The organism is Gardnerella rara, from assembly GCF_055452355.1.
This window is the reverse complement of record NZ_JBVBJP010000002.1, coordinates 55,681-78,463: the sequence shown is the minus strand read 5'-3', so window position 1 is coordinate 78,463 and position 22,783 is coordinate 55,681. Positions and strand designations below refer to the sequence as shown.

23 protein-coding genes and 1 tRNA gene are annotated in these 22,783 nt (G+C 46.1%); 1 reads left to right on the top strand and 23 read right to left on the bottom strand.

What is annotated here, in order from left to right; genetic code table 11:
- Nucleotides 1–6: 6 nt before the first annotated feature.
- The 21 genes from rpsQ to ACZ0NX_RS01895 all read right to left on the bottom strand — a co-directional run bounded on the left by rpsQ (nucleotide 7) and on the right by ACZ0NX_RS01895 (nucleotide 19,161).
- On the bottom strand, nucleotides 7–273 hold the full coding sequence (rpsQ, locus tag ACZ0NX_RS01995; protein WP_004114365.1) for a 30S ribosomal protein S17: 267 nt from the start codon (nucleotides 271–273) through the stop codon (nucleotides 7–9).
- 2 nt (nucleotides 274–275) lie between these two features.
- On the bottom strand, nucleotides 276–527 hold the full coding sequence (rpmC, locus tag ACZ0NX_RS01990; RefSeq protein ID WP_004129054.1) for a 50S ribosomal protein L29: 252 nt from the start codon (nucleotides 525–527) through the stop codon (nucleotides 276–278).
- Complete coding sequence (gene rplP / locus ACZ0NX_RS01985) at nucleotides 527–946, bottom strand: 50S ribosomal protein L16 (protein ID WP_004114362.1); 420 nt, start codon at nucleotides 944–946, stop codon at nucleotides 527–529. Before rplP ends, rpmC begins: the two co-directional genes overlap by 1 nt.
- Nucleotides 947–950: 4 nt before the next feature.
- Nucleotides 951–1,766: a 30S ribosomal protein S3 gene (gene rpsC / locus ACZ0NX_RS01980; protein ID WP_004131698.1), complete on the bottom strand. Its 816-nt coding sequence runs from the start codon at nucleotides 1,764–1,766 to the stop codon at nucleotides 951–953.
- 2 nt (nucleotides 1,767–1,768) lie between these two features.
- A complete protein-coding gene (gene rplV / locus ACZ0NX_RS01975; protein WP_004114358.1) occupies nucleotides 1,769–2,128 on the bottom strand; it encodes a 50S ribosomal protein L22 in 360 nt (119 codons plus the stop codon).
- 16 nt (nucleotides 2,129–2,144) lie between these two features.
- Nucleotides 2,145–2,423, bottom strand: coding sequence for a 30S ribosomal protein S19 (gene rpsS, locus ACZ0NX_RS01970; protein ID WP_004114357.1), 279 nt, complete (start codon nucleotides 2,421–2,423; stop codon nucleotides 2,145–2,147).
- Between the two features lie 15 nt (nucleotides 2,424–2,438).
- Nucleotides 2,439–3,269, bottom strand: coding sequence for a 50S ribosomal protein L2 (rplB, locus tag ACZ0NX_RS01965; protein ID WP_060786834.1), 831 nt, complete (start codon nucleotides 3,267–3,269; stop codon nucleotides 2,439–2,441).
- Nucleotides 3,270–3,303: 34 nt separating this feature from the next.
- A complete protein-coding gene (rplW, locus tag ACZ0NX_RS01960) occupies nucleotides 3,304–3,600 on the bottom strand; it encodes a 50S ribosomal protein L23 (protein WP_415688968.1) in 297 nt (98 codons plus the stop codon).
- A 5-nt stretch (nucleotides 3,601–3,605) separates the two neighbouring features.
- The gene (rplD, locus tag ACZ0NX_RS01955; protein ID WP_060786832.1) at nucleotides 3,606–4,271 is read right to left on the bottom strand and encodes a 50S ribosomal protein L4; all 666 of its coding nucleotides are present in this window, start codon (nucleotides 4,269–4,271) and stop codon (nucleotides 3,606–3,608) included.
- A 5-nt stretch (nucleotides 4,272–4,276) separates the two neighbouring features.
- Nucleotides 4,277–4,927 carry a 50S ribosomal protein L3 gene (gene rplC / locus ACZ0NX_RS01950; RefSeq protein ID WP_004116043.1) on the bottom strand — a complete coding sequence of 217 codons (651 nt, stop codon included), beginning with the start codon at nucleotides 4,925–4,927 and terminating at the stop codon, nucleotides 4,277–4,279.
- A 15-nt stretch (nucleotides 4,928–4,942) separates the two neighbouring features.
- Nucleotides 4,943–5,251: a 30S ribosomal protein S10 gene (rpsJ, locus tag ACZ0NX_RS01945; RefSeq protein ID WP_003808013.1), complete on the bottom strand. Its 309-nt coding sequence runs from the start codon at nucleotides 5,249–5,251 to the stop codon at nucleotides 4,943–4,945.
- 320 nt (nucleotides 5,252–5,571) lie between these two features.
- Nucleotides 5,572–8,277, bottom strand: a complete 2,706-nt coding sequence (gene adhE, locus ACZ0NX_RS01940; protein WP_464405217.1) for a bifunctional acetaldehyde-CoA/alcohol dehydrogenase — start codon at nucleotides 8,275–8,277, stop codon at nucleotides 5,572–5,574.
- Between the two features lie 373 nt (nucleotides 8,278–8,650).
- Nucleotides 8,651–9,139, bottom strand: coding sequence for a 30S ribosomal protein S9 (rpsI, locus tag ACZ0NX_RS01935; RefSeq protein WP_060786867.1), 489 nt, complete (start codon nucleotides 9,137–9,139; stop codon nucleotides 8,651–8,653).
- A 20-nt stretch (nucleotides 9,140–9,159) separates the two neighbouring features.
- On the bottom strand, nucleotides 9,160–9,609 hold the full coding sequence (rplM, locus tag ACZ0NX_RS01930) for a 50S ribosomal protein L13 (protein ID WP_060786830.1): 450 nt from the start codon (nucleotides 9,607–9,609) through the stop codon (nucleotides 9,160–9,162).
- Between the two features lie 302 nt (nucleotides 9,610–9,911).
- Nucleotides 9,912–12,080: a 4-alpha-glucanotransferase gene (gene malQ / locus ACZ0NX_RS01925; protein WP_464405215.1), complete on the bottom strand. Its 2,169-nt coding sequence runs from the start codon at nucleotides 12,078–12,080 to the stop codon at nucleotides 9,912–9,914.
- A 154-nt stretch (nucleotides 12,081–12,234) separates the two neighbouring features.
- Entirely contained in the window at nucleotides 12,235–12,921 is a 687-nt protein-coding gene (locus ACZ0NX_RS01920) for an AbrB family transcriptional regulator (protein WP_464405213.1), read from the bottom strand.
- Nucleotides 12,922–13,011: 90 nt separating this feature from the next.
- Nucleotides 13,012–13,644, bottom strand: a complete 633-nt coding sequence (locus ACZ0NX_RS01915; protein ID WP_464405211.1) for an IMPACT family protein — start codon at nucleotides 13,642–13,644, stop codon at nucleotides 13,012–13,014.
- 82 nt (nucleotides 13,645–13,726) lie between these two features.
- Nucleotides 13,727–14,020 carry a metal-sensitive transcriptional regulator gene (locus ACZ0NX_RS01910; protein WP_415688960.1) on the bottom strand — a complete coding sequence of 98 codons (294 nt, stop codon included), beginning with the start codon at nucleotides 14,018–14,020 and terminating at the stop codon, nucleotides 13,727–13,729.
- A gap of 145 nt (nucleotides 14,021–14,165) precedes the next feature.
- Complete coding sequence (locus ACZ0NX_RS01905) at nucleotides 14,166–17,636, bottom strand: mediator complex subunit 15 domain-containing protein (protein WP_464405209.1); 3,471 nt, start codon at nucleotides 17,634–17,636, stop codon at nucleotides 14,166–14,168.
- Nucleotides 17,637–18,001: 365 nt separating this feature from the next.
- Nucleotides 18,002–18,088 (bottom strand) — tRNA-Ser (locus tag ACZ0NX_RS01900).
- Between the two features lie 134 nt (nucleotides 18,089–18,222).
- Nucleotides 18,223–19,161, bottom strand: coding sequence for an EamA family transporter (locus ACZ0NX_RS01895; protein ID WP_415688956.1), 939 nt, complete (start codon nucleotides 19,159–19,161; stop codon nucleotides 18,223–18,225).
- Between the two features lie 113 nt (nucleotides 19,162–19,274).
- Between ACZ0NX_RS01895 and dinB the strand changes: the two genes are divergently transcribed.
- The gene (dinB, locus tag ACZ0NX_RS01890) at nucleotides 19,275–20,606 is read left to right on the top strand and encodes a DNA polymerase IV (protein ID WP_464405206.1); all 1,332 of its coding nucleotides are present in this window, start codon (nucleotides 19,275–19,277) and stop codon (nucleotides 20,604–20,606) included.
- Here dinB and fdxA read toward each other — a convergent pair.
- Together fdxA and ACZ0NX_RS01880 are read right to left on the bottom strand one after the other, a co-directional pair.
- On the bottom strand, nucleotides 20,603–20,923 hold the full coding sequence (gene fdxA / locus ACZ0NX_RS01885; RefSeq protein ID WP_004131685.1) for a ferredoxin: 321 nt from the start codon (nucleotides 20,921–20,923) through the stop codon (nucleotides 20,603–20,605). The two genes, dinB and fdxA, sit on opposite strands and share 4 nt — an antisense overlap.
- 163 nt (nucleotides 20,924–21,086) lie before the next feature.
- Entirely contained in the window at nucleotides 21,087–22,718 is a 1,632-nt protein-coding gene (locus tag ACZ0NX_RS01880; protein WP_464405204.1) for an APC family permease, read from the bottom strand.
- Nucleotides 22,719–22,783: the final 65 nt, after the last annotated feature.

The following is a 22,783-nucleotide window of genomic DNA, read 5'->3' as shown; positions in this document are numbered from 1 at the left end:
ACTTGTTTACTTGGCGCGCTCGATAATCGAGTCGAGACGCCAACGCTTGGTCTTGCTCAAAGGACGAGTTTCCATAATACTCACGAGGTCGCCAATATGCGCCTCATTGTGTTCATCATGGGCCTTGACCTTGCGGGTGGAGCGGACGACTTTACCGTAAAGTGGGTGTGTCGAACGCTGCTCCAACTCCACGGCAATCGTCTTGTCCATGGCCTCGGACACGACGTAGCCGCGACGAACCTTGCGGAAGTTGCGCTCTTGGTTCTCAGCCATGCTTACTTCTCCTTGACCTCAGTGGCGCCAGGCTCTTGGCTGATGCCGAGTTCACGCTCACGCAGGACAGTATACATCCTGGCTATGTCGTGCTTGACCGCCTTGAGGCGAGCGCTGTTTTCAAGTTGACCAGTTGCTGCCTGGAAGCGCAAGTTAAAAAGCTCTTCCTTAGACTTCTTTAAGAAGCCTTCAATTTCAGCATTAGTCTTCTCGTTTAAATTCTTGATGGTGTAGTCTGCAGTTCCGACTGGCATCAGATGTCACCGCCTTCACGCGCAATAACACGGCATTTCATTGGGAGCTTGTCGATAGCGCGGCGCAAAGCCTCGCGAGCGACGTCCTCAGAAACACCACCGATCTCGAACATTACACGACCTGGGTGAATGTTGGCAATCCAGAATTCTGGAGCGCCCTTACCAGAACCCATTCGTGCACCAAGCGGGTGCTTGGTTAATGGACGATCAGGGAAAACCGTAATCCACACGCGACCACCACGCTTAATATAGCGGGTCATTGCGATACGGGCTGCCTCGATCTGACGGTTAGTGATGTACGCCGGAGCCAGCGCCTGAATACCGAAATCGCCGAAAGCGATAGCGGTTCCACCCTTAGACATGCCGCTACGGGTAGGACGGTGCTGCTTGCGATATTTAGTCCTTTTTGGGATAAGCATCTGCTCACTCCTTCGTTTCCGTTGCGGCAGGAGCTTCAGCAGCTACAGCCTCGGCTGGCTTTTCGGCCTGTGCCTCGGTAGCCTTCTGCTGATTGGCAGAGCGTGCGCCACGACGTGGACGACGATCGCCACGGCGACCTTCACGCTTACCCTGCTGAGCCTGCTGCTCTTCGAACTCACGCTCAGTCATATCGCCCTTGTAAATCCAAACCTTTACGCCAATACGGCCGTAAGTGGTCTTAGCTTCAAAGAAGCCGTAATCAATAAGGGCGCGCAAGGTCTGCAGTGGAACGCGACCTTCGCGGTAGAACTCAGAACGGCTCATTTCGGCGCCACCAAGGCGACCAGAGAGCTTAATACGGATACCCTTGGCACCTGCGCGCATTGCGTCTTGCTGTGCCTTACGCATAGCGCGACGGAATGTAACGCGGTTAGTCAACTGTTCCGCAATTCCCTGAGCAACTAATTGAGCGTCAAGTGCAGCGTTCTTTACTTCAAAGATGTTGAGCTGTACTTGCTTACCAGTGAGCTTCTCAAGCTTTGCACGAACACGCTCGGCTTCTGCGCCACGACGACCGATGATAATACCTGGACGGGCGGTGTGAATATCCACACGAACGCGGTCACGGGTACGCTCGATAACAATGCGGGACACGCCTGCACGCTCGAGGTCATGGCTCATTTCCTTGCGAATCTTGTCATCCTCAAGGACGAAGTCACGGTAACGCTCGCCGGCTTTAGTAGAATCGGAGAACCACCTAGAGCGATGATTCTCGGTAATGCCCAGGCGATAGCCGAAAGGATTGATCTTCTGACCCATCTTTAGCGATCCCCTTCCTTAAGCGAGACGATAACAGTGATATGGCTTGTGCGCTTGTTAATGCGCGCAGCGCGACCCTGTGCACGAGCACGGAAACGCTTAAGCGTTACGCCCTCATCCACATAAGTTTCCTTGATGACCAAGTCTTGCTCGCGGAATGGTTCTCCAGCCTTTTCGGCCTTAACGCGAGCATTAGCGATCGCGCTTTCAAGAACCTTGCGCACCGGCAACGATGCGTCTTGAGGAGCAAACTTCAAAATGGTAATAGCTTCGCTTGCACGCTTGCCTCGGATGAGGTCGACCATGCGGCGAGCCTTGCGCGGCGTCACACGTACGTGACGAGCGATTGCTTTAGCTTCCATGTGTCCTAACTCTCCTTTAGCGGCGTGCTTTCTTGTCGTCCTTCACATGACCCTTGAAGGTCTTGGTTGGGGCGAATTCACCGAGCTTATGACCAACCATTGCTTCGGTAACGAATACCGGCACATGCTTGCGGCCATCGTGTACGGCAAAGGTGTGTCCAATGAAATCAGGAGTGATCATCGAACGACGCGACCACGTCTTGATGACGTTATGCGTGCCCTTGTCGTTTTGCTCATCGACTTTCTTCTGTAAGTGGGCGTCGACGAAAGGGCCCTTCTTGATGCTACGAGTCATCTGTTCGACACTCCCTTACTTGCGGTTCTTACCATTCGGACGACGACGAACAATCATCTTGTTCGAAGCCTTCTTCGGACGGCGGGTACGAACCTCGCCCTTGCCCCATGGAGAAACAGGTGGTTTACCACCACGGGTACGACCACCATGAGGGTGATCAACAGGGTTCATAGATTCGCCTCGGGTGATTGGCCTGCGACCAAGCCAACGAGCACGACCTGCCTTACCAAGCTCGATATTAGCGTGGTCGGAGTTGCCAACCTCGCCGATTGTAGCGCGGCAACGAGCGTCCACGTTACGAATTTCGCCAGATGGCATACGCAACTGAACGTAAGCGCCATCCTTAGCTACGAGCTGAACGGCAGCACCTGCGGAGCGTGCAATCTTTGCGCCACCAAGTGGACGAAGCTCGATTGCGTGAACCACGGTACCAGTTGGGATGTTCTTAAGAGGCAAGTTGTTGCCTGGCTTAATATCAGCCTTGGCGCCAGTCTCAATAACATCTCCCTGGGAAATGCCTTCAGGAGCGATAATGTAGCGCTTCTCACCATCTGCATAATGCAACAATGCGATGCGAGCGGAACGATTAGGGTCATACTCAATGTGAGCAACCTTTGCTGGCACGCCATCCTTGTCCCAACGCTTAAAGTCAATGAGACGATACTGACGCTTGTGTCCGCCGCCGCGATGGCGGGAAGTCATGCGACCGTAAGAGTTACGACCGCCAGTTTTGCTGAGTTTGCGTACCAACGACTTTTCAGGAGTGGAACGCGTAATCTCGGAGAAGTCCGAAACCGAAGCGTTACGACGTCCTGCAGTCGTAGGCTTATAAACGCGGATAGCCATAATGTAGTATTCCTTTACTTTTCTCGGCTAGCCTTCAGTTACCAAAGATATCGATTGTCTGGCCTTGTGCCACGGTGACAATAGCGCGCTTTTGATTCACACGACGACCGAAGCCGGTGCGGGAGCGCTTAAGCTTGCCAGCGCGGTTCAAGGTATTAACATTCGTTACCTTGACCTTGAAGATCTCTTCGATAGCCTGCTTAATCTGAACCTTATTAGCATCTGGAGCTACAACGAAGGTGTACTGGCCACGATCGGAAGCTGCATAGCTTTTTTCGGAAACAACAGGCTTTAAAATGATGTCATGTGCTGGGTTATGGACTGCGACCATTTAAATCAGGCCTCCTTAACTTCAGGCTCGGTCTTAGCTGCAACGAAGGCTTCGAAACCTTCCTTGGAGAAGACGACGTACTGAGCGGTGATGACATCGTAGGTGTTGAGCTGATCAGCGAAGATCACATGCACCGTAGGAATGTTACGAACAGACATCCACTCGTTGATGTTCTCGCGAGAGAGAACAACGGTGGTGAACTGATCCTTAGTTACTGGTGTAAGTGCTGCAACAGCTGCCTTGGTGGATGGAACATCCTTAATGCCAAAGTCCACAATTGCAATGCGACCAGCATTTGCACGATCCGAAAGAGCATAACGAAGAGCAGCTGCCTTCATCTTCTTTGGAGTACGCTGATCGTACTTGCGAGGAACTGGACCGTGTACAACGCCACCATGCACCCACTGTGGAGCGCGAATGGAGCCTTGACGAGCACGACCAGTGCCCTTTTGCTTCCATGGCTTCTTACCGCCACCAGATACGTTAGCGCGATTCTTAACCGCGTGAGTACCCTGGCGAGCAGCAGCAAGCTGAGCAATAACGACCTGATGAACCAATGGGCCGTGAGCCAAAACGTCTTCGTTGGAGATGCCGAAAATCTCGGCAGGAGCTTCAACAGTGCCGTTTGCCTTGCCCTTGGTGTCAGTTACGTTCAGAGTTACGTTTGCCATTTAAATCAGGCTCCCTTCACTGCCGAACGGACTAGAACGATAGCACCCTTAGGCCCTGGAATAGCACCCTTGATAGCTAAAATACCGTTCTCAACATCCGAAGAAACGATTGTGAGGTTGAGCGCAGTAGAAGTCACATGACCCATGCGACCAGCCATACGCTTGCCCTTCAAAATGCGGCTTGGAGTTGCACATGCGCCCACAGAACCTGGACGACGTTCATTCTTGTGCGAGCCGTGAGTACGACGGTAAGACTTGAAGCCCCAACGCTTGATTGTGCCAGCAAAGCCTTTACCCTTTGTAGTACCCGTTACGTCGACTTCTGCACCTTCAGCAAATACCTCAGCGGTCAATTCCTGACCTGGCTTGTAATCTGCTGCATTTTCAGTGCGCACCTCAGCAAGGTGACGACGAGGAGTCACGCCAGCCTTTGCAAAGTGACCAGCCAATGGCTTGGTAACCTTGGTAGGATCAATCTGGCCATAACCGAGCTGTACGGCGCAATAACCGTCAGTTTCTTCGGTCTTAACAGCGGTAACTACGTTGGTAGCAACCTCAACCAGAGTTACGGGGACAAAAAGGCCGTTTTCATCCCAAACCTGGCTCATGCCCAGCTTACGGCCGAGCAAAGCAGTGCGATTCTTATTTTGCGACATTATTTACCCCCCTTCCTACAGCTTAATCTCGATATTTACATCCGCAGGCAGGTCAATGTGCATCAAAGAATCCACAGCCTTTGGCGTTGGATCAACGATGTCAATGAGGCGCTTATGAGTGCGCATCTCGAAATGCTCGCGAGAATCCTTATATTTGTGAGGAGAACGGATAACAACAAACACGTTCTTCTCGGTCGGCAGAGGAACCGGACCCACTACTGTGGCGCCCGCGTTCGTCACCGTCTCGACGATTTTCTTCGCCGATTGGTCGATGACCTCATGGTCATAGGACTTAAGCCTGATGCGGATTTTCTGTCCCGCCATTGCCGTCCGCCCTTTCTAGCGATTCGTTTACTGTTTACCAACCTGTATTAAAGGGCACCGGGAGAATAGACACTAAAGGCCATTCCACATCAGTGCGCAGCCTACAAAAATCAACAAAAAACTGCGATTTCTGCTTCTGCGCTCGCTTTTTTGAATTACAATATGCGAGCCTTAAAAACAGGCAACTAAGTAATTAAACCATCAACCTTGGATTAACAAAAATCGGGCGTGTCGGCTATTTTCCAACGAAAAATGGCAGAAACTACAGCTAGTGCAGCCTCTGCCATTTATAACTAAATATGCAATAAATTACTCAATAATCACTTAGATTCACGCTCTAAACGCATACGATGACCTTCTTCTTGAGAAACGCCATAATATGCTGCAATCGCAATATCCTTCATATCTTCGATTTGAGGAATACGCGGATTTGCAGGAGCGCACTGATCTTCGTAAGCACGCATACCGATCTGATCCAACAAAGACCAATAATATTCTTCATCCACACCGCACGCCTTAAACGAGGCATCCATGCTAAGAAGATTGTCCCTGTAGTTTTCAACAGCACGCGCCAAATTCTCTACGCCCTCCTGAGGAGTTTTACCAGGATCTACGCCAAGATTCTTAGCAAGCTGCTGGTAGCGCTCTGGAGCAATGTAGCGATTGTACTTTGGCCAGCTTGTAGGCTCTTGTGGAATTTGACCATTGTAGCGAATTACATAAGGCAGCAAAATTGCATTCGTGTGACCGTGCACAACGTGGCACAAAGCTCCGATTGTATGCGCCATTGCGTGGCACATTCCAAGGAACGCAGAGCCAAACGCCATTCCAGCCATAGTAGCTGCGTTATGCATCTTCTCTTGCGCTTGAATCTTGCGCTCAGAATCTTCGGCATTCACAGAATCGTTAAGATTATCCCAAATCAACTTTGCTGCATGCAAAGCCATTGCGTCCGTAAAGTCGTTAGCATAAACAGATGCAAAGGCTTCCATAGAGTGCGTCAAAGCGTCAAAACCAGAATCGCAAGCAAGTTTTCTAGGCTGAGTACGCGCCAAAACAGGATCCACAATTGCAACCGAAGGCGTAATCGCGTAATCCGTAATCGGGTACTTGTAACCCGTCTTATGGTCTGTAATAACAGCAAACGGAGTAACTTCCGATCCTGTTCCAGAAGACGTTGGCATGCAAATCAAGCAAGCCTTTTTACCAAGAGGCGGAATCTTAAACGCGCGCTTTCTAATATCAAAGAACTTCTCGCGCAAATCTGCGAAGGAAATTTCTGGGTGCTCGTAAAGAAGCCACATAATCTTTGCCGCGTCCATTGGAGAACCGCCGCCAACAGCAATAATCGTGTCTGGCTGGAACTCTTCACGCATCATTTCCGCGCCGCGCTCAACAGTTTCAACGCTTGGCTCTGGCTCGACGTAGTCAATAATTCTAAACGTTACGCGATTATCTCTAGCACGAAGCTGATCAATCACCTTGTCTATAATCCCAAGCTGTTCCATCACTTTATCGCACACAATAACGGCACGCTCAATGCCATACATGTCACGCAAATAACGAACAGCATTCGGCTCAAAATACGTTTTGGCCGGAATCTTGAACCATTGCATATTGTTATTCCTTCGCGCTATGCGCTTTATATTAATAAGATTGACTGCTTGAACGTTTCCAGAAACGGAGTTTCCACCATAAGAACCGCATCCCAAAGTTAAAGAAGGCGCAATTGCGTTGTAGATATCTCCAACGCCGCCCAAAGATCCTGGGGAGTTCCAAATGATTCGGCATGCGTGCATGCGGCTGCCATATTCGCGAGCAAGCTGCTGATTATTGGTGTGAATTACAGCAGTGTGACCTGCTCCGTGAACAAGCATCTTCTCGCACATTTCAAAGCCTTGTTCTTTGCTATCTGCCTTAAGCAAAGCATGAACAGGAGCCAACTTTTCCATTGTTAGCGGCTCCATCTCGCCAACTTCTTTGCATTCGGCAATAAGAATCACGGCATCTTCTGGAATCTCAAATCCAGCCTGCTGCGCAATAAATTGAGGCGACCTTCCAGGAACAACAGAATTAAGCTTTGGAGTCTGGCCGCTGTAAGACGTGCAACCAAACATGTATTGCTCAAGCTTTGCCTTTTCTTCTTCGTTTACAAAGTAAGCTTTACGGCGCTTTAATTCTAACTTCAAAGCATTGTACACATCTTTATGCGCAATAATCGCTTGCTCGGTTGCGCAAATCATGCCGTAGTCAAAATGCTTTGAAAGTACCAAATCGTTTGCAGCGCGCTCAATATCTACATCTGCATCAACGTATGCTGGAGCGTTTCCTGCGCCAACGCCCAATGCTGGCTTTCCCGAAGAATAAGCTGCCTTAACCATTCCTGGACCGCCCGTTGCAAGAATTGTTGCAACGTCTGGGTGCTTCATCAAAGCTCCCGTAGCTTCGATTGATGGGTGTTCAATCCACTGAATGCAGTTTTCTGGCGCGCCCGCTTCTATTGCTGCATCGCGCACAATCCTGGCCGCTTCTGCAGAGCACTTTTGAGCAAATGGATGGAAGCCAAAAATAATTGGGCAACGAGTTTTAAGTGCGATTAACGACTTAAAAATGGCTGTGGAAGTTGGATTTGTAACTGGTGTAACACCCGCCACAATGCCAACTGGCTCAGCGATTTCGTCGATTCCAAGAACGTCATCTTCTCTAATAATGCCAACCGTACGCTGGCCTGCAAGATAATGCGTAATATGTTCGCATGCAAAGATGTTTTTTGTAGCCTTATCTTCCACTAATCCTCGGCCTGTTTCTTCAACAGCCATTTTTGCTAAGACTAAGTGCTTGTTTAGAGCTGCGATTGAGGCCTTTGCTACGATTCTATCTACCTGAGTTTGATTTAACTTTTCAAATTCATTTAAAGCGACTTTTGCTTTTTTAGCTAACTCATCAACTTCTTGTTTTGCAGCTAATGCCGCTTGCTCTTTTTCATCGAGCACATTTTCTTGCGCCGTTGTTTGCGCCTGCGCCATCTGGTCCTCCTCGATCTTTAGATTCCTTACGTACTTCTACGCTTTGGCACATCAACATTTACATGCATAATCTTCTATGAAAGACGCATCATAATGCTGGTATGTGATACAGTTCACAATCTACTTGATTTACTGTACTATTTTGGCTTTGCAGCGAGTTGCGCTATTTATGAGCGAGGTTTATCCTCTAATGTTCGTTATTTGTTCTTATTTGTAATGATTTATGTGCGACTTGCTGAAAAATTTTCTAGAATGTTAGATTTAGAGACAACTTGCAAACGATTAATAACATTTAACTTGATTTAGATTACGCATAAACAAAAATGGCTCCCAGCATAAGCCAGAAGCCATTGAAGTTGTAATTCTTCGCAGCTTAACGCTTCGAGAACTGAGGTGCACGACGTGCCTTGTGCAAACCAGCCTTCTTGCGTTCCACAACGCGAGAGTCGCGGGTCAAGAAGCCAGCCTTCTTTAGGGAAGCACGGTTTGCATCGCGGTCAATAGCATTCAAAGCGCGGGCAACGCCCAAGCGAATTGCGCCTGCTTGACCAGTGGTGCCGCCGCCGTCTACCAAAACGACAACGTCGAACTTACCTTCAAGCTTTAGAAGCACGATTGGGGAATTAACTTCGCGCTGCAATAAGCGAGATGGGAAGTATTCCTCAAGAGTGCGGCCATTAATAGTCCACTTACCAGAACCTGGAACCAAGCGAACACGAGCAACGGCTTCCTTACGACGACCAGTGCCATAGCCTGGAGCAATAGCGGAAGTACCAGTGCCTGCGCCAGCGTTGGTTTCGGTGGTGTAGCTAGTCAGTTCTTCTTCGTTCTCAAGAACCGCGGAGTTGTTGTTATCTACCATAATCATATTCTCCTTACGATTCACTTAGCCTGCTGGCTAACCTGAGAGATCTCGAAGACCTGTGGCTTTTGCGAAATATGAGGATGCTCAGCGCCAGTGAACACACGAAGGCGATCAAGCTGAACCTTAGCAAGACGATTCTTTGGAAGCATTCCCTTAACAGCGGAAACGATGATGCGCTTTGGATTCTTCTCCAAAAGCTCAGCATAGCTATCGCGGCGAAGTCCACCTGGACGGCCAGAGTGGGAATACAATTCCTTGCTCAACTTATTGCCAGTCAAAGCAATCTTATCTGCGTTAATAATAATAACGTGATTGCCAGAATCAGCGTGAGGAGCATACGTTGGCTTATTCTTACCACGAAGCAAAATAGCTACCTGGGAAGCCAAGCGACCAAGCACCACATCCGTGGCGTCGATAATGTACCAGTCATGAGTTAAATCTGCTGGTTTCGGTGTGAAAGTCTTCACAATCGTACCTTTTCTCTATTGTGTTTCGAGCTTTATATCTTCTTGGTTTATAGAAAATACTCTACTCATAATCCGTGGGCTCCCTGAAAGTCCTCGATGGCGAGTGGGAAAAGCGCTTTGAAGGACCCCTTAGGGAAACACAACAATCTGCAAGTATATCGCTATATGACGACTATTTGCAAATTTCTATTTTACATACAATGCGGACTACATCACGGACCACAATGTTATGCAAATGCGGACTACAACGCTCGCAAGTCAAAAACAAACGCTGCAGCCCGCAATTATTTACGCATCTATCTCTACTTATTCATGATTTGCGCTAAAGACTTAACTCTAGGCAAGTCAAACAAATCGTCCAAAAGAACAGGATTGCAATCGGCATCTGCCAAAGGAATACGCCAATTTGGATATTCGTTGTTTGTTCCAGGCTGATTTTGCGCTCTGTGCTCGCCAGTTGCATCAACAATCGATGCAGCAAGCAGCTTAGAAGGAGCAGCTTTAAGCGCTTTATACAACGCTTCAACAATCTCCTGCTCATGCTGCGACTCGTCCTCTAGCACACTTTCGTTTAAGAATCCGCAAGAGACAAGCATCTTAAGCATTGCATTGTGCTCTTTAACAGCGTCAGCGCGGAACTCTTCTACAGATCCAGTAAGAAGATTCAAACGCTCGCGAATGTTAACATGCTCGTAGTTTAAGTACCCTGCGGCAGGTGGCATATCGTGAGTATTTACAGATGCAAGCGTCATTTCGCGCCACTTCTTAGGCTCGCGGAATACGTTGTTACTCTGTTCAAACCACTCAACTGTACAGCCAAGAACCTTGTTTTTAGCCAAAACTTCTAGAGTTTCAGCTGGCACAACGCCAAGATCTTCTCCAACTACAACGCCATTAGCGCGCGTTGCTTCAATCGCAAGAATGCCAAGCATAATGTTTGCATCGTAGTAAACATAGGCACCGTCGCCTGGTGTAGATCCTTCTGGAATCCACCAAAGGCGGAAAAGTCCAAGAATATGGTCAATTCGTACAGCTCCTGCAGAAGCAAACATGCCATGAACCATATCTCTGTAGGTCTTAAAGCCCGTGCGCTCAAGCTCAAACGGATTAAGCGGAGGCTGGGACCAATTTTGACCCTGCTGGTTAAAGTAATCAGGTGGGGCGCCAACGCACGCACCATTTGCAAATCGCTCTGGATTCCACCAAACTTCAGAACCTGCTGGATGCACACCAACGGCCATATCCGACATAATTCCAATGCGCATGCCTGCTTTTTTAGCCGCCATTTGCGCATCGTGCAACTGGCCAAATGCAATCCACTCAAGCCAGCGATAAAACTCTAGCGTATCTGGGAACTGCTTTGCTAAAGCGCTAATCTCATCGGAATCCTTAGTAAGATGCTTCTCCCAGCAATCGCTGCCGTTAGGAGCGCCCCACTTATCGTAGCAAAGGCACCAAGTCGCATAAGATTCAAGCGTATCTCCCATATCTTTTTTAAACGCTTCAAACTCTTGCGAGCGCACGTCTTGCATGCCCGACTTAAAAATAATCCACAAAGCATGCATTTTTACACGCCACATTGCGTCGCGGTCAATAATCTGAGCATCGTTATTAAGAGGCTCTACTTGACTATGCAAATCGTCAACACTTTTGCGGTCTTGTTCGCTAAGAAGATTATATTCTGGAATGCTTTCTGGGCGAATATACGTAACGTTTACCATAGACCTAGCAACAGGCAAATATGGCGAAGGGGTTAATGGCGCAACTGGCTCGCCTGCATGAAGCGGATTTATAAGAACAAAATCTGCTCCCGACTTTTCCTTAGCTTTAACAAGCAAATCAGCCAAATCGGCGTAATCTCCTACACCCCAAGACTTAGACGAACGAATTGAATAGAGCTGAGCCATCCAACCCCAAATCTGCTTGCCGTCTTTTTCTAGCTTTTCAATCGTATCAATGCTTTCTGGCGCGCTAATAAGAGTGGCCTCTTCTACGCGATCCGCAACGCTAACGCGCAAAGTGTGGTATCCCATTGGAACGTCTGCAGGAATCTTAAGCAAAGATGTTGCTACAAACTTGCCGTCTACTGGGATTGCAACGTCGTTTTTAGAGGGCAAAATCTGCAAATCACCCTTGTATTCGCTCCCATCTTCCAAAACAAGAGTTGCAGTAGGATACTCCAAAATCCCTGTATTTACGCTTACTTCACTTTCTTTTCCAACGGTATGCAAAACCGTTGGCGCAACTAAGCGAGTGTGACGCTCGTTAAGGATTTTTTGCGTGGATTCTTCGATTTGTTCATCGGTTTGCGCTTCTACACATAGCGAGCGCAATACTTTTACAAGCACGCTGTCGGCAATTTGATGCTCAACTCCGTCTGATCCAACGAATTTAGAGCGAACGCCCATCAGCTCAGCCAATCGCTTCAATGGGCTTGCTGGCTTAGTGGTTTCTTCATTTTTAGTGTTCATATTTTCCATCGTAATATATGTGTGTACGTGTGTACGTATTTACGTGCATACGCGTGTTGTTTATGCAAACGTATGCAAACGTATGCAATTATTATTTATTTTACGTTTATACTCAAGACTTAAGTCTGATTTAATGGTATTTATTTATTTCTATTTATTTGCCACTATTCAAAACGCCTAGAGCTGCAAGCGAAACGTCCGAGTCTTTGTCTTTAGATAAAGCCACTAAAGTCGGCTGCGACACGCCGGGATTAAGTGCCACTGCTCGCCTAACCATTGCGGAAAGCACTGGAGAATCATCATCTTGTTCACTTGCGCCAAGCGACGCTAAATAATCCAATGTTTTTGCATCAATTCCATCTGTTTGAGCGCCTTCTAATCGCATTTTCCAAGATGTTCGCGGATTACATAACGCTGCATCTCTAACTTCTGCGCAAGAATCTTTAGTAAGCCTTCCAACAAGCCAATTCTTAGCATTTTTGTTCTTTGCAACAGCTAAACGGACTTTACTAGACTCGTCTTGAGAAAGCTTAACCAAGATATTCGGGAATGGCATTACCGTTGCTAAATGCACGCGATCTTCTTCTGGAGTATTTGCATTACCTGCTACAGCTTCCAAAAGTGCAGTCGCCCTAGAAAATCCTGCCTGATCAGACCTATCCGGTAGTTCTTTGATAGCAAATTCATGCAGCTCTTTAGAGTTGGTGGAGTGCCTTAAACGCTCATAAACCGCTGTTAATGGATTGTAGGAATCGTTTGAATTCTGGCCCAAATCATTGCCAAAATCATCGCCCAAATCACCGTCTTGCTTAACATTGTTTTGATTTTGCGCATCATTCATAAGCCACTCACCAACCTTTGCCTAGTCACCTTATAATCTATCAGCTTTGCAACACAAATCTTATATTTGAGAAATCACAGAAAACGCAAATCAGCAAATTCTACTACAAACACCACAAAAATCAGGAATTATTGCACCAGCAAACGTATTTTTTACTGCTTCAAGGAATCTGTCTGACTCTTCACACGGCACGCATGCTTTTAATTCAATAGAAACGCCGTATTCTTCGTTTACAACTTCCGCATTGTGCTTTAGCAATAAATGCTTAAACATTCTTAACTGCGTGTATTCAATTTTGCAAGAAAAACATTTGCACGAAACAATGTTTGCCATTTTGCTATTCTGCACAGATCCAGCAGCAGCACGCGAATACGCACGTATCAATCCGCCAGAGCCAAGCAAAATCCCACCAAAATAGCGCGTAACAGTTACAACCGTGTCTGTAAGGCTAGATGCGCGCATAACATCTAAAATCGGCTTACCAGCTGTACCCGCTGGCTCACCGTCATCGCTCATACGCTCGCACAATCTACCATTGTTATCTCCGCAAATCGCAGCATACGCAACGTGCCTTGCTTTTGGATTGCTTAGTCTAATGGATTCTACAAAATCCATTGCTTCTTCGAGACTAGAAACATGGCAAGCATCCGAAATAAATTCGGACTTCTTTTCTACAAACGAATAGTGCGAAGGGTTGTTAGGTAAATCGGTTATAGTTCGCATACTCTAAATATTGCTTAAACGCCTACTTTTTAAAACGCAACGATTAAACTCACGGCTTTATAAATCACGACTTATTTTAAAATCACGACTTATCGTAGCGCATTAAGTGGTCTACAACGTCTACAAGCTCAGCAACCTTTTTATCGGTAACCCTTTTATCTGCGGCATTTTGAGCTTCATCTAAAGCTTTTGATATTTCTTGATGAGCAACTATAAGCGCAACTGCCCTAAGAGCTGCTGTAGAAGCAGAAAGCTGCATAAGAATATTGTTGTAGTCTTCACCTTTTTCAACCATATTTTCAACAGCGTGAACTTGTCCGCATACTCTATGCAAGCGAACCAACATCTTCTCTTTATCTATGTTGTAGTCACTCATAAAAACCTCGTACAAAACATTGCGTTTACATTAATTATGCGTTGTATAGTATGCAAAAACTACAAACGCCAAAAATAGCTATGTTTATAGAATAAATTATGCATAATATACAACGCAACTATTTTTATCTCTATTTAATATCTTATCAATATATAGCGCAATATATACGTTTTGCTAAAACTACAGATCCCGAAATCAAAAGTGCAGCCAAAGAGAACATTAACATTGTCTCAACTTTTACACCCGTTGTTACTAAATACCCAGACCGCTCGCCTAAACGAGAATGCCTGCGTCTTTGGCTTCTTGCTCCCTTTCTATGCGGATCACTTTCCTGAGGATTCTGCGGATCTTGCGGGGTTTGCGGATCTTGCGGATCTTGTGGACCTTGCGGATTCTGGGAGCCTTGCGGATTCAGCAGGTCTTGGGAACCGTGGGAGCCTCGTGGATTCTGCGAACCCTGAGGATTCTTGGATTCTTGCGGATTCTTCTTACCGTGCGAACCTTGCGGATCTTGCGGATCTTGGGAACCGCGCAAACCTTGCTGAGCAGCCTTATAAGTGCCCTCTTTAGAACCTTCTTTAGACTCCTTCTTGCCGCCTTCTATCTTAGTTTCATCTTGATTAGAGCCACCCTGTGAGCCACTTTGTGGGCCACTTTGCGAACCACTCTGAGTGCCAGCACCACCTTGCGAAGCAGGATCACCTTGAGAACCCGACTCACCAGGCTTACCACCAGGCTGCGTACCTGCACTAGACTGACCGCCCTGCACGCCGACAGATTTGCCGCCAGATTCACCTTGCGTTCCAGCAACTCCAGAACCAGCAGCTCCAAGCTGCGTATTACCGCCCGCCTGTGCTCCGCCCTGTTTTCCAGCGCCACCTTGTGTACTGGCAGCTCCAGAACCAGCAGTTCCAGCACCGCCCTGAGCGTTACCAGCACCAGGCTTACCACCTTGCATTCCAGCAGTACCAGTCGCACCAGATTCACCAGGCTTACCAGCAGTACCAGCACCAGGCTCACCCTTACCACCAGATTCACCAGGCTTAACACCTGGCTGCGTACCTGCACCAGACTGACCGCCCTGCGTACCATGCGTTACAGATTCAGAACCTTGCGGAGACTTTGGATTCTGCCCATCTTGATTAGAAACAATGTTATCTACAACAGCGCCACCAGCAGACGTTTTTGGATCCACTTCCGCACTTGTAACATTCCCATTATTTTCGCCATTTTGACCACTCTGTGCACCACCTTGAGTACCAGCACCACCTTGCGAACCAGGATTACCTTGCGTACCAGACTCACCAGGCTTACCAGCAGATTCACCAGGCTTACCGCCCTGCGTACCAGATTGCACACCGCTTTGCGAACCGCTCTGCGAGCCAGTGCCACCTTGAGTACCAGCACCGCCCTGTGTACCAGGCTTGCCGCCAGACTGTGTACCAGGCTTACCAGCAGACTCGCCAGGCTTACCGCCTTGCGTACCAGCAGTTCCAACACCACCAGTCGCACCAGACTGATCACCCTGCGCACCACCAGTCGCACCAGCACCCTGCGAATTATTCACAGCATTTTTGCTAAACAAAATTCTGCTTTCCGCATCGTTGTACGCAGTCTTAAGCGCCTCTACTCTAGACGAGCCAGGAATTTCATATATAAAAACGTACATTCCGTTTTGGCCAACATTCCAAGAGTTTATGTTGATGATATTTGGATCTGCACTGGCAGAATTACCCGCACTTGCAGAATCATTTCCACCAGCGGCTTTATCTTCATTCTTACCAGGCTCTGCGCCTTCCTTCTTTCCAGGCTCTGCGCCTTCCTTCTTTCCAGGCTCTGCACCTTCCTTCTTTCCACCAGCCTCATTATCTGGCTTAATAATCACCTTTCTATCCGCAATTGTATAAGTGCCATTTTTAAGCGGCACACTCCATTCGCTGATTTCTTTGTGATTATCGTCTTCATTAGGCTCCCTAGCCGATCTTGGAGCAAGCTTAGCCATAGATTCTTTATCGGTAGCGCCATTTTCATACCCAATCCACCACAAGCGAATTTTCATATCCGAATCGGCAGTAAAATCATATTCCTTATTCCTCTTAAATTCACCATAATCTTTTGGCAATCCACTAACCACAATCGTATCGGATACCACATTATCTACCTTATTTTTTACGTGATTAATCTTTGGCTTTGCCTTATTTGATACAGTTGATTCGTCGACGCCAAATCCTTCAACATAGTCGCTAGCAATAAACTTTTTAGTACCTTCTTCTTGATTTTCAGACGTAATAGTCCAAACCCAAGTTCCGAATAATCCTTGCTCCGCATCCGTAACCTTATATTCTGCAGCGTTTTCAAGATCTGCATGGTCTAAATCGCCATTTGTAACGTGAGCAACTGCCTTAACTTCTTTATCTTCCCCAGAAAAATCAACATCACTTGCAGCAACCTGACGAATACTCTTATCGGCTCGCAACTCCTTTATGTAATCTTTTACACTCTTGTTACTTGCTATTTCTCTTTTTTTCAAAATATCTTTATGCGAACCAACAAAGTAATACCCTCTAGCTCTAACATTCTTTTTATCTATCCAAGTATCGTTTTTGCTATCTTTAAGACTACTTTTTACAACAACATCAACCGAATCGCCAACTTTTAGACTTTTATTAACAACTTCTGAAGATACGATTGGCTGGAACTGCCTATGAACATTAAACTTAAAATTATCCATAGTAAACTTAACGTCTTCTTTTTTTAAGTACAATAAGGTTGTTCCAGAACTTCTCTTTTGGGACCTCAATCTAGGCAGATAATATTCTCCGCTAATCTCCGCTTCTCCGTCCCCTGTGGCAACCCAGCTAACAGTAGTACTATTATTAGAAAAACTACCTAAACTACCCTCAAGTTCTGCAGTTTTATTGCCTTTGTTGTCTACAAACTTTAAATTTTCATTGTTGGATTTTAATTTAAACTTAGTTGCCTCTCCCAAACCAGAACCGTAAGTCATGCCATATCCAAAAATATTTAAATAGCCAGATTTGGTTCCTGTAGAAGAGCTATCGCTAATATATATTCTTGTTATAGTAGAGTTTTTAGCATCAGTCCATACAGATTTGGATCTGGACTCTATGAATTCAATAGAGCCAAATCCACCTTTTTTAGCAGTATCCCACTCAGATCTATTTGTATCAAGATTATCGTGAAGCGCATATGCTGCAGCAGCTAATTGATCTGAATTACTACTTTTCATAGAATCGCTAATCAACTTTGCAGCGATTAAATAATCATGATTATACTGATCTGCATCTTCCCATTCCTCCTCTTTAGGTTTTTCATCACCATAATAATTTTTTCTACTAGCAGTCTCTGGCGTATTAATACAAAATATATAGCCGCCTCCATAGGCAGGAGCATATAACTTTCCATCAGTTTCATTCCGTGCGCAACTGTCTTGTTCACCTTTATATTCTGGGTTATCAAAAGCAAATGCACTATTTATTGCGCCATTACCAACAACGATTGCAATAGTCGCCAGCAACGCTGTTAGTAAAGAGAACATTCGCATACGATTATTGCGCAAAAAGATTGGAATCTTTTTACATCCATGTTTTCCCATATCAACTCCTTAAAACGTTGTTTTCTCTCACGTGACAAACGTTTTGCTAGCCACGATGAACGAAAAAATCGCTCATGCTCTAACTATGATTTAGGGATTTCAATCTGTAAATAAAAAACTTCCAATGTGGTTAAAGGCTATTTTAGGGGGTAGTTATCCACATTGTTATGCACAATTGTGCACAATTACACACAATTTGGACGGCGGAGTAAGCGGCAAAAACTGTGTCTAAAAACTCGAGTTTTCGTTGAAATACCAAGGAAAACTCGCTGTCATTAAGCCCAAAGAACTTCGATTGGTATTACTTAACATTGAAAACAAAAAAGCTCCAAACCATTGATTTTCAACAGTTTAGAGCTAAATCGCGGAGTCAGAGAGATTCGAACTCTCGAGCCGCTTACGCGACTAACACCTTAGCAGGGTGCCCCTATCGGCCACTCAGGCATGACTCCACTTTGTTACCATCTAAGATAGCAACAGGTTCAAACTATATCACCGCTTGAGGACGTGCACAACACCTAAACGACACACCAAACACACAAAAGTGACTAGCACAACACAACTCAAGCGCAGCATAACGCAAGAATTATGCAGGATTATGGTCTCCCGAGAATGTAATCACAACAGCCAACATTACTAAAGCCATTCCGCAAACATCAATCAGCGTTGGCATCTCACCAAAACCCATGCCAACAATGGCCGCAATAGCAGGATAAAGTGCTTGCATAACCGAATATCTTGCTGAAGACACTCGCTTTAGTAAAACCTGGTCTAAAAGTGTTGGAATAAAAGACGCACAAATCGCAATAACAACCATTAACCCAAGAAGTTTTAAAGAGCCATAAGGCCCAGCAGCCCAAGTTGCACTAGCTTTAGGATGCACCACATTCAAAATTGCAGGAACACCAAGAACGCTCGATTGCAAAAGCCAACCAATCAAAATAGCAATGCTAACTCTATCGATTGCATTAGAACCTCTTGCAAGCATACGCCCAGATACAATGTACATTCCCCACATTGATCCGCCAATAAGAATCGCCACTAATCCAACCAAAAAATGCGGGCTTTCGTTAGACCCCATCGACGCGCTTGCAAGAAGCACTATTCCGCAAGCCGCAATAACAATTCCAACGCGCTCTCGCCAAGTTTTACCCGTTATAACAGCAACCATTAAAGGCCCTACAAACTCAATAGTTACAGCCACTCCAACGGCCATGCAGCTAATAGCCAAATAAAACATTGTGTTCATAAGAACAACGGAAATGCCTACTGCAACAACAATTAACCATTCTTTTAACGTTTTAGGAAGAGAGTTGCGAGCGCGCTTTTTACGCGAAAATGGCCTTCTCCAGGCAAGCAAAAACAAAGACATAAACCCAACGCGATACCACACAGAATATAGCGGATCGAGCTGGCTAAACGCGACTTTTGCTATAGAAGTTGCTAGATAAACAATTGCGGCTTCTGCAACAACAATCAGCAAAACAGGCATGCGATTTAGCGCGTTTACTATGATTTGTTTCATATAGCATACCCTACACGGCAGTAGTTATATTTGCAGATTTTAAACTTGATTTTCGCAAAATTTACTGCGACACACTATTGCATAAAATCGAACGTTTGTTCTATTATAAATTCATGAGCACAGCACCGCGAGTTACGGCAGCTAAGCGCGATTGGGGGCGCAATGCGTCTGGCTGCACAATACTTCACATCGATATGGACGCATTTTATGCATCACTCGAAGCGGCGCGTAATCCTAGGTTACTTGGCAAACCTGTGATTATTGGTACAGGCTCGCGCTCCGTAGTTTCGGCAGCCAGCTACGAAGCACGTAAGTATGGCGTGAATTCAGCCATGCCTACAGCGCGAGCACGCAGCTTGTGCCCTAATGGCATTTTCTTACCGGTAGATATGCCATATTACGTTTCCATTTCATCTAGGATTTTTAAGGAGGTCTTTTCAAAGATCACAGATAAGGTTGAACAGGTTTCTATAGACGAGTGTTACATGGACGTTAGTTCCGCATTATTGCAATGGAAAACGCCCATCGCCATAGGCGAGTGGATAAGAAGCGAAGTCGCGCGTAAGTTTCATATCACTTGCTCTGTGGGGATTGCATCAAATAAATTAATCGCAAAAATGGCGTCAACGAACGCAAAGCCAGACGGAATGCTGATTATCCCCCAAAATCGCAATGCCGACTTTGTTTCAATAATGCCATTACGAGCAATACCAGGAATTGGACCCGCGCTTGCTAAAAAACTAGCTACGTGGGGTATAAACAGCATTGAGATGCTTAGAAGTGTAGATGAGAACACTCTGGAACGAGTTGCTGGTTCTAAAGTTCTTGCACGAATGCTTTACAACACCTCGCGCGGAATTGACGCACGGCAAGTAACGCCCCACGTTCCAGAAAAATCCATTGGCACGGAAAGCACTCTTAATAAAGACACCACAGATATTGCAGCAGTGAAAAACCTGATTAGGCACTGCTGCAACGAAGTGGCGCAAGAGTTACGCAAGAAAAACACAATGGCAAGAACGGTAACGCTAAAATTGCGATTCAGTGATTTACATTACGTAACAAGATGCAGAACCTTAAAAAACGTAACTGATTGCGCGCCAGAGCTATACAGGCACGCTTGCGATTTACTAGAAGACGCAAATCCAACGGTTCACAACCACAAATTAGGCGGAAATAACGTTTGTTTACTAAGTCCAATTAGGCTTGCTGGCGTTAGCGTAAGCAATCTTATAGATAAAAGCAAAGCGCTTGTTCAGCCTACAATCAGCGACATTTTAGAAGAAAGCGAAAGAGAAGACACTATAAGCGCTATGCGTAAAAATTCAACAGAAATTACGCAAAACGCCATAAAAAATACGTCTGCAAGAATAAGTCACGCAGAGCACGTATTAGACGCAGTAAGAAAAAAGTATGGAAGCAATGCCGCTCAGATGGGTATTTAAGCATCTTTTTTAGGAAGAGCTGCTACGCGGTCTTCATCCCAACCAGATGGGCCAGCTTCTTGCGCTCCGCCTAAATCTCCAAGCTTGTTAAAGTACTCTACAGCAGCGTCTTTATACCATTCCCACTCTTCTGGAACGTCGTCTTCGTAGAAAATGGCCTCTACAGGGCATGCAGGCTCGCACGCACCGCAATCAACGCATTCGTTAGGATTTATGTAAAGCGTGCGATCGCCTTCGTAAATACAATCAACAGGGCACTCGTCAACACACGCTTTATCTTTAACGTCAACGCATGGTTCTGCAATAACGTAAGGCATAACAAACGCCCCCTTTCACACTCAAAAATCAACTAACTTTTCTATTATAGTTCACACCACGAGCGCAAAACGCATTGAGTCGGCATACGTAACCGCATACCGACTCAACATATTAAATTAATAGCACGTAGGGCAAAAGCCCAATGAGCAGCTACCAAACAGCCTACTGAGCAGACTCAGCAGCCGTCTCTTGAGCTACTTCTTGAGCTGCTTCAGCGCGCGCTTGGTCTTCGGACTCACCTTCCGCAACCTTTTCAGCTGCAGCAGCATCTTGTGCAAACAAGGTTTCTACTGGAACACCAAGCTTCTTAGCTTTATGCAACTGCCTTCCAAGCAAGGAATTTCGGTAGGAATAGCCAAAGTACACGGTAAAGCCAATTGCAAGCCAAATTGCAAAACGAATCCATGTAAGCACAGAAAGGTTTAGCATAAGCCAGAACGTAGAAAGCGCTGCGAAAATAGGCAAAATTGGATTCCACGGAACCATAAAGGATCGATGCAAATCAGGCCTACGCATACGCATAATCGGAACGCCTGCAGAAACAAGCAAGAACGCCGAAAGCGTACCAATATTCACCATATCGGAAAGGATTCCAATATCTAATGTAGAAGCGATTATTGCTACAACAATGCCAGAAACAATCTGAATACGTGCAGGAATTCCTCGCTTGCTAACCTTAGAGAAGCTGCGTGGAAGCAAGCCATCGCGGCTAACAGCAAACACAATACGTGTAAGACCCAAAAGAAGAACCATAACAACAGTTGTTAAGCCGATTACAATACCAAGGGAAATAATCTTTGCAGCCCAAGTTGCTCCTACAAGCTCAAAGCTAGTAGAAAGCGAAGGAGCCTCTTGCTTAGCCAAATCCTTGTAAGAAACCATACCAGTTGTAACAACAGCCACAAGAATGTAAAGAACGGTCACAATCAAAAGACCAAGACCAATACCCTTAGGAATGTTCTTGTGTGGGTCTTTAGTTTCTTCTGCTGTAGTTGCAACAACGTCGAATCCAATAAACGCAAAGAACACAAGAGCCGCGCCAGAAAGAATGCCCGTAACACCGTAAACAGCTGGCTGCATACCAGTTATCCACTGCCAGAGTGGCTGGCTCATCGTGCCAGAAACGTGAATTCCCTTAACGCTAGCAACGTCTGTTGCAGGTGGAACAAATGGAGTGAAGTTAGAAGCCTTAATGTAGAAGAATCCAACAACAACAACGAACAAAACAATACCAATCTTCAAGATTGTTAAAGCACCGTCAAAACGTGCAGAAAGCTTTGTTCCAACAACAAGCATAATCGTAAAGAACGCAACAATAACTACTGGAGCAAGATCAAAAGTAAAACCGCCAAGATTTACCGAAGTAGATACGTTAAGACCAAACAAGTGCATTAAATCGTTAAGATAAACGCCCCAATATTTGGCTATAACAGATCCTGCCATAAGCATTTCCAGAATCATATCCCAGCCAATAATCCAAGCAATAAGCTCGCCGACTGTTGTGTACGTAAAGGTGTATGCAGATCCTGCAACAGGAATCATAGAAGCGAACTCCGCATAGCACATTGCAGCCGTTCCACAAACGATTCCAGCAATAATAAAGCTAATAATAACCGCTGGTCCCGCATGGAATGCAGCAGCCTGAGCACCAACGGAGAAGATTCCAGCGCCAACAGCAACTGCTACACCCATAACCGCAAGATCCCAGGCATTTAGCGTGCGCTTAAGATGGCGATCACCATCCATTGTTTCTGCAATAGTCTGTTCAACAGACTTTTTTCTCCATATTTGCATAATCCAACCTTCTCTAAAAGTACGTCTAAACAATCCATATAAGGGTATATATGTTATAAATCGCA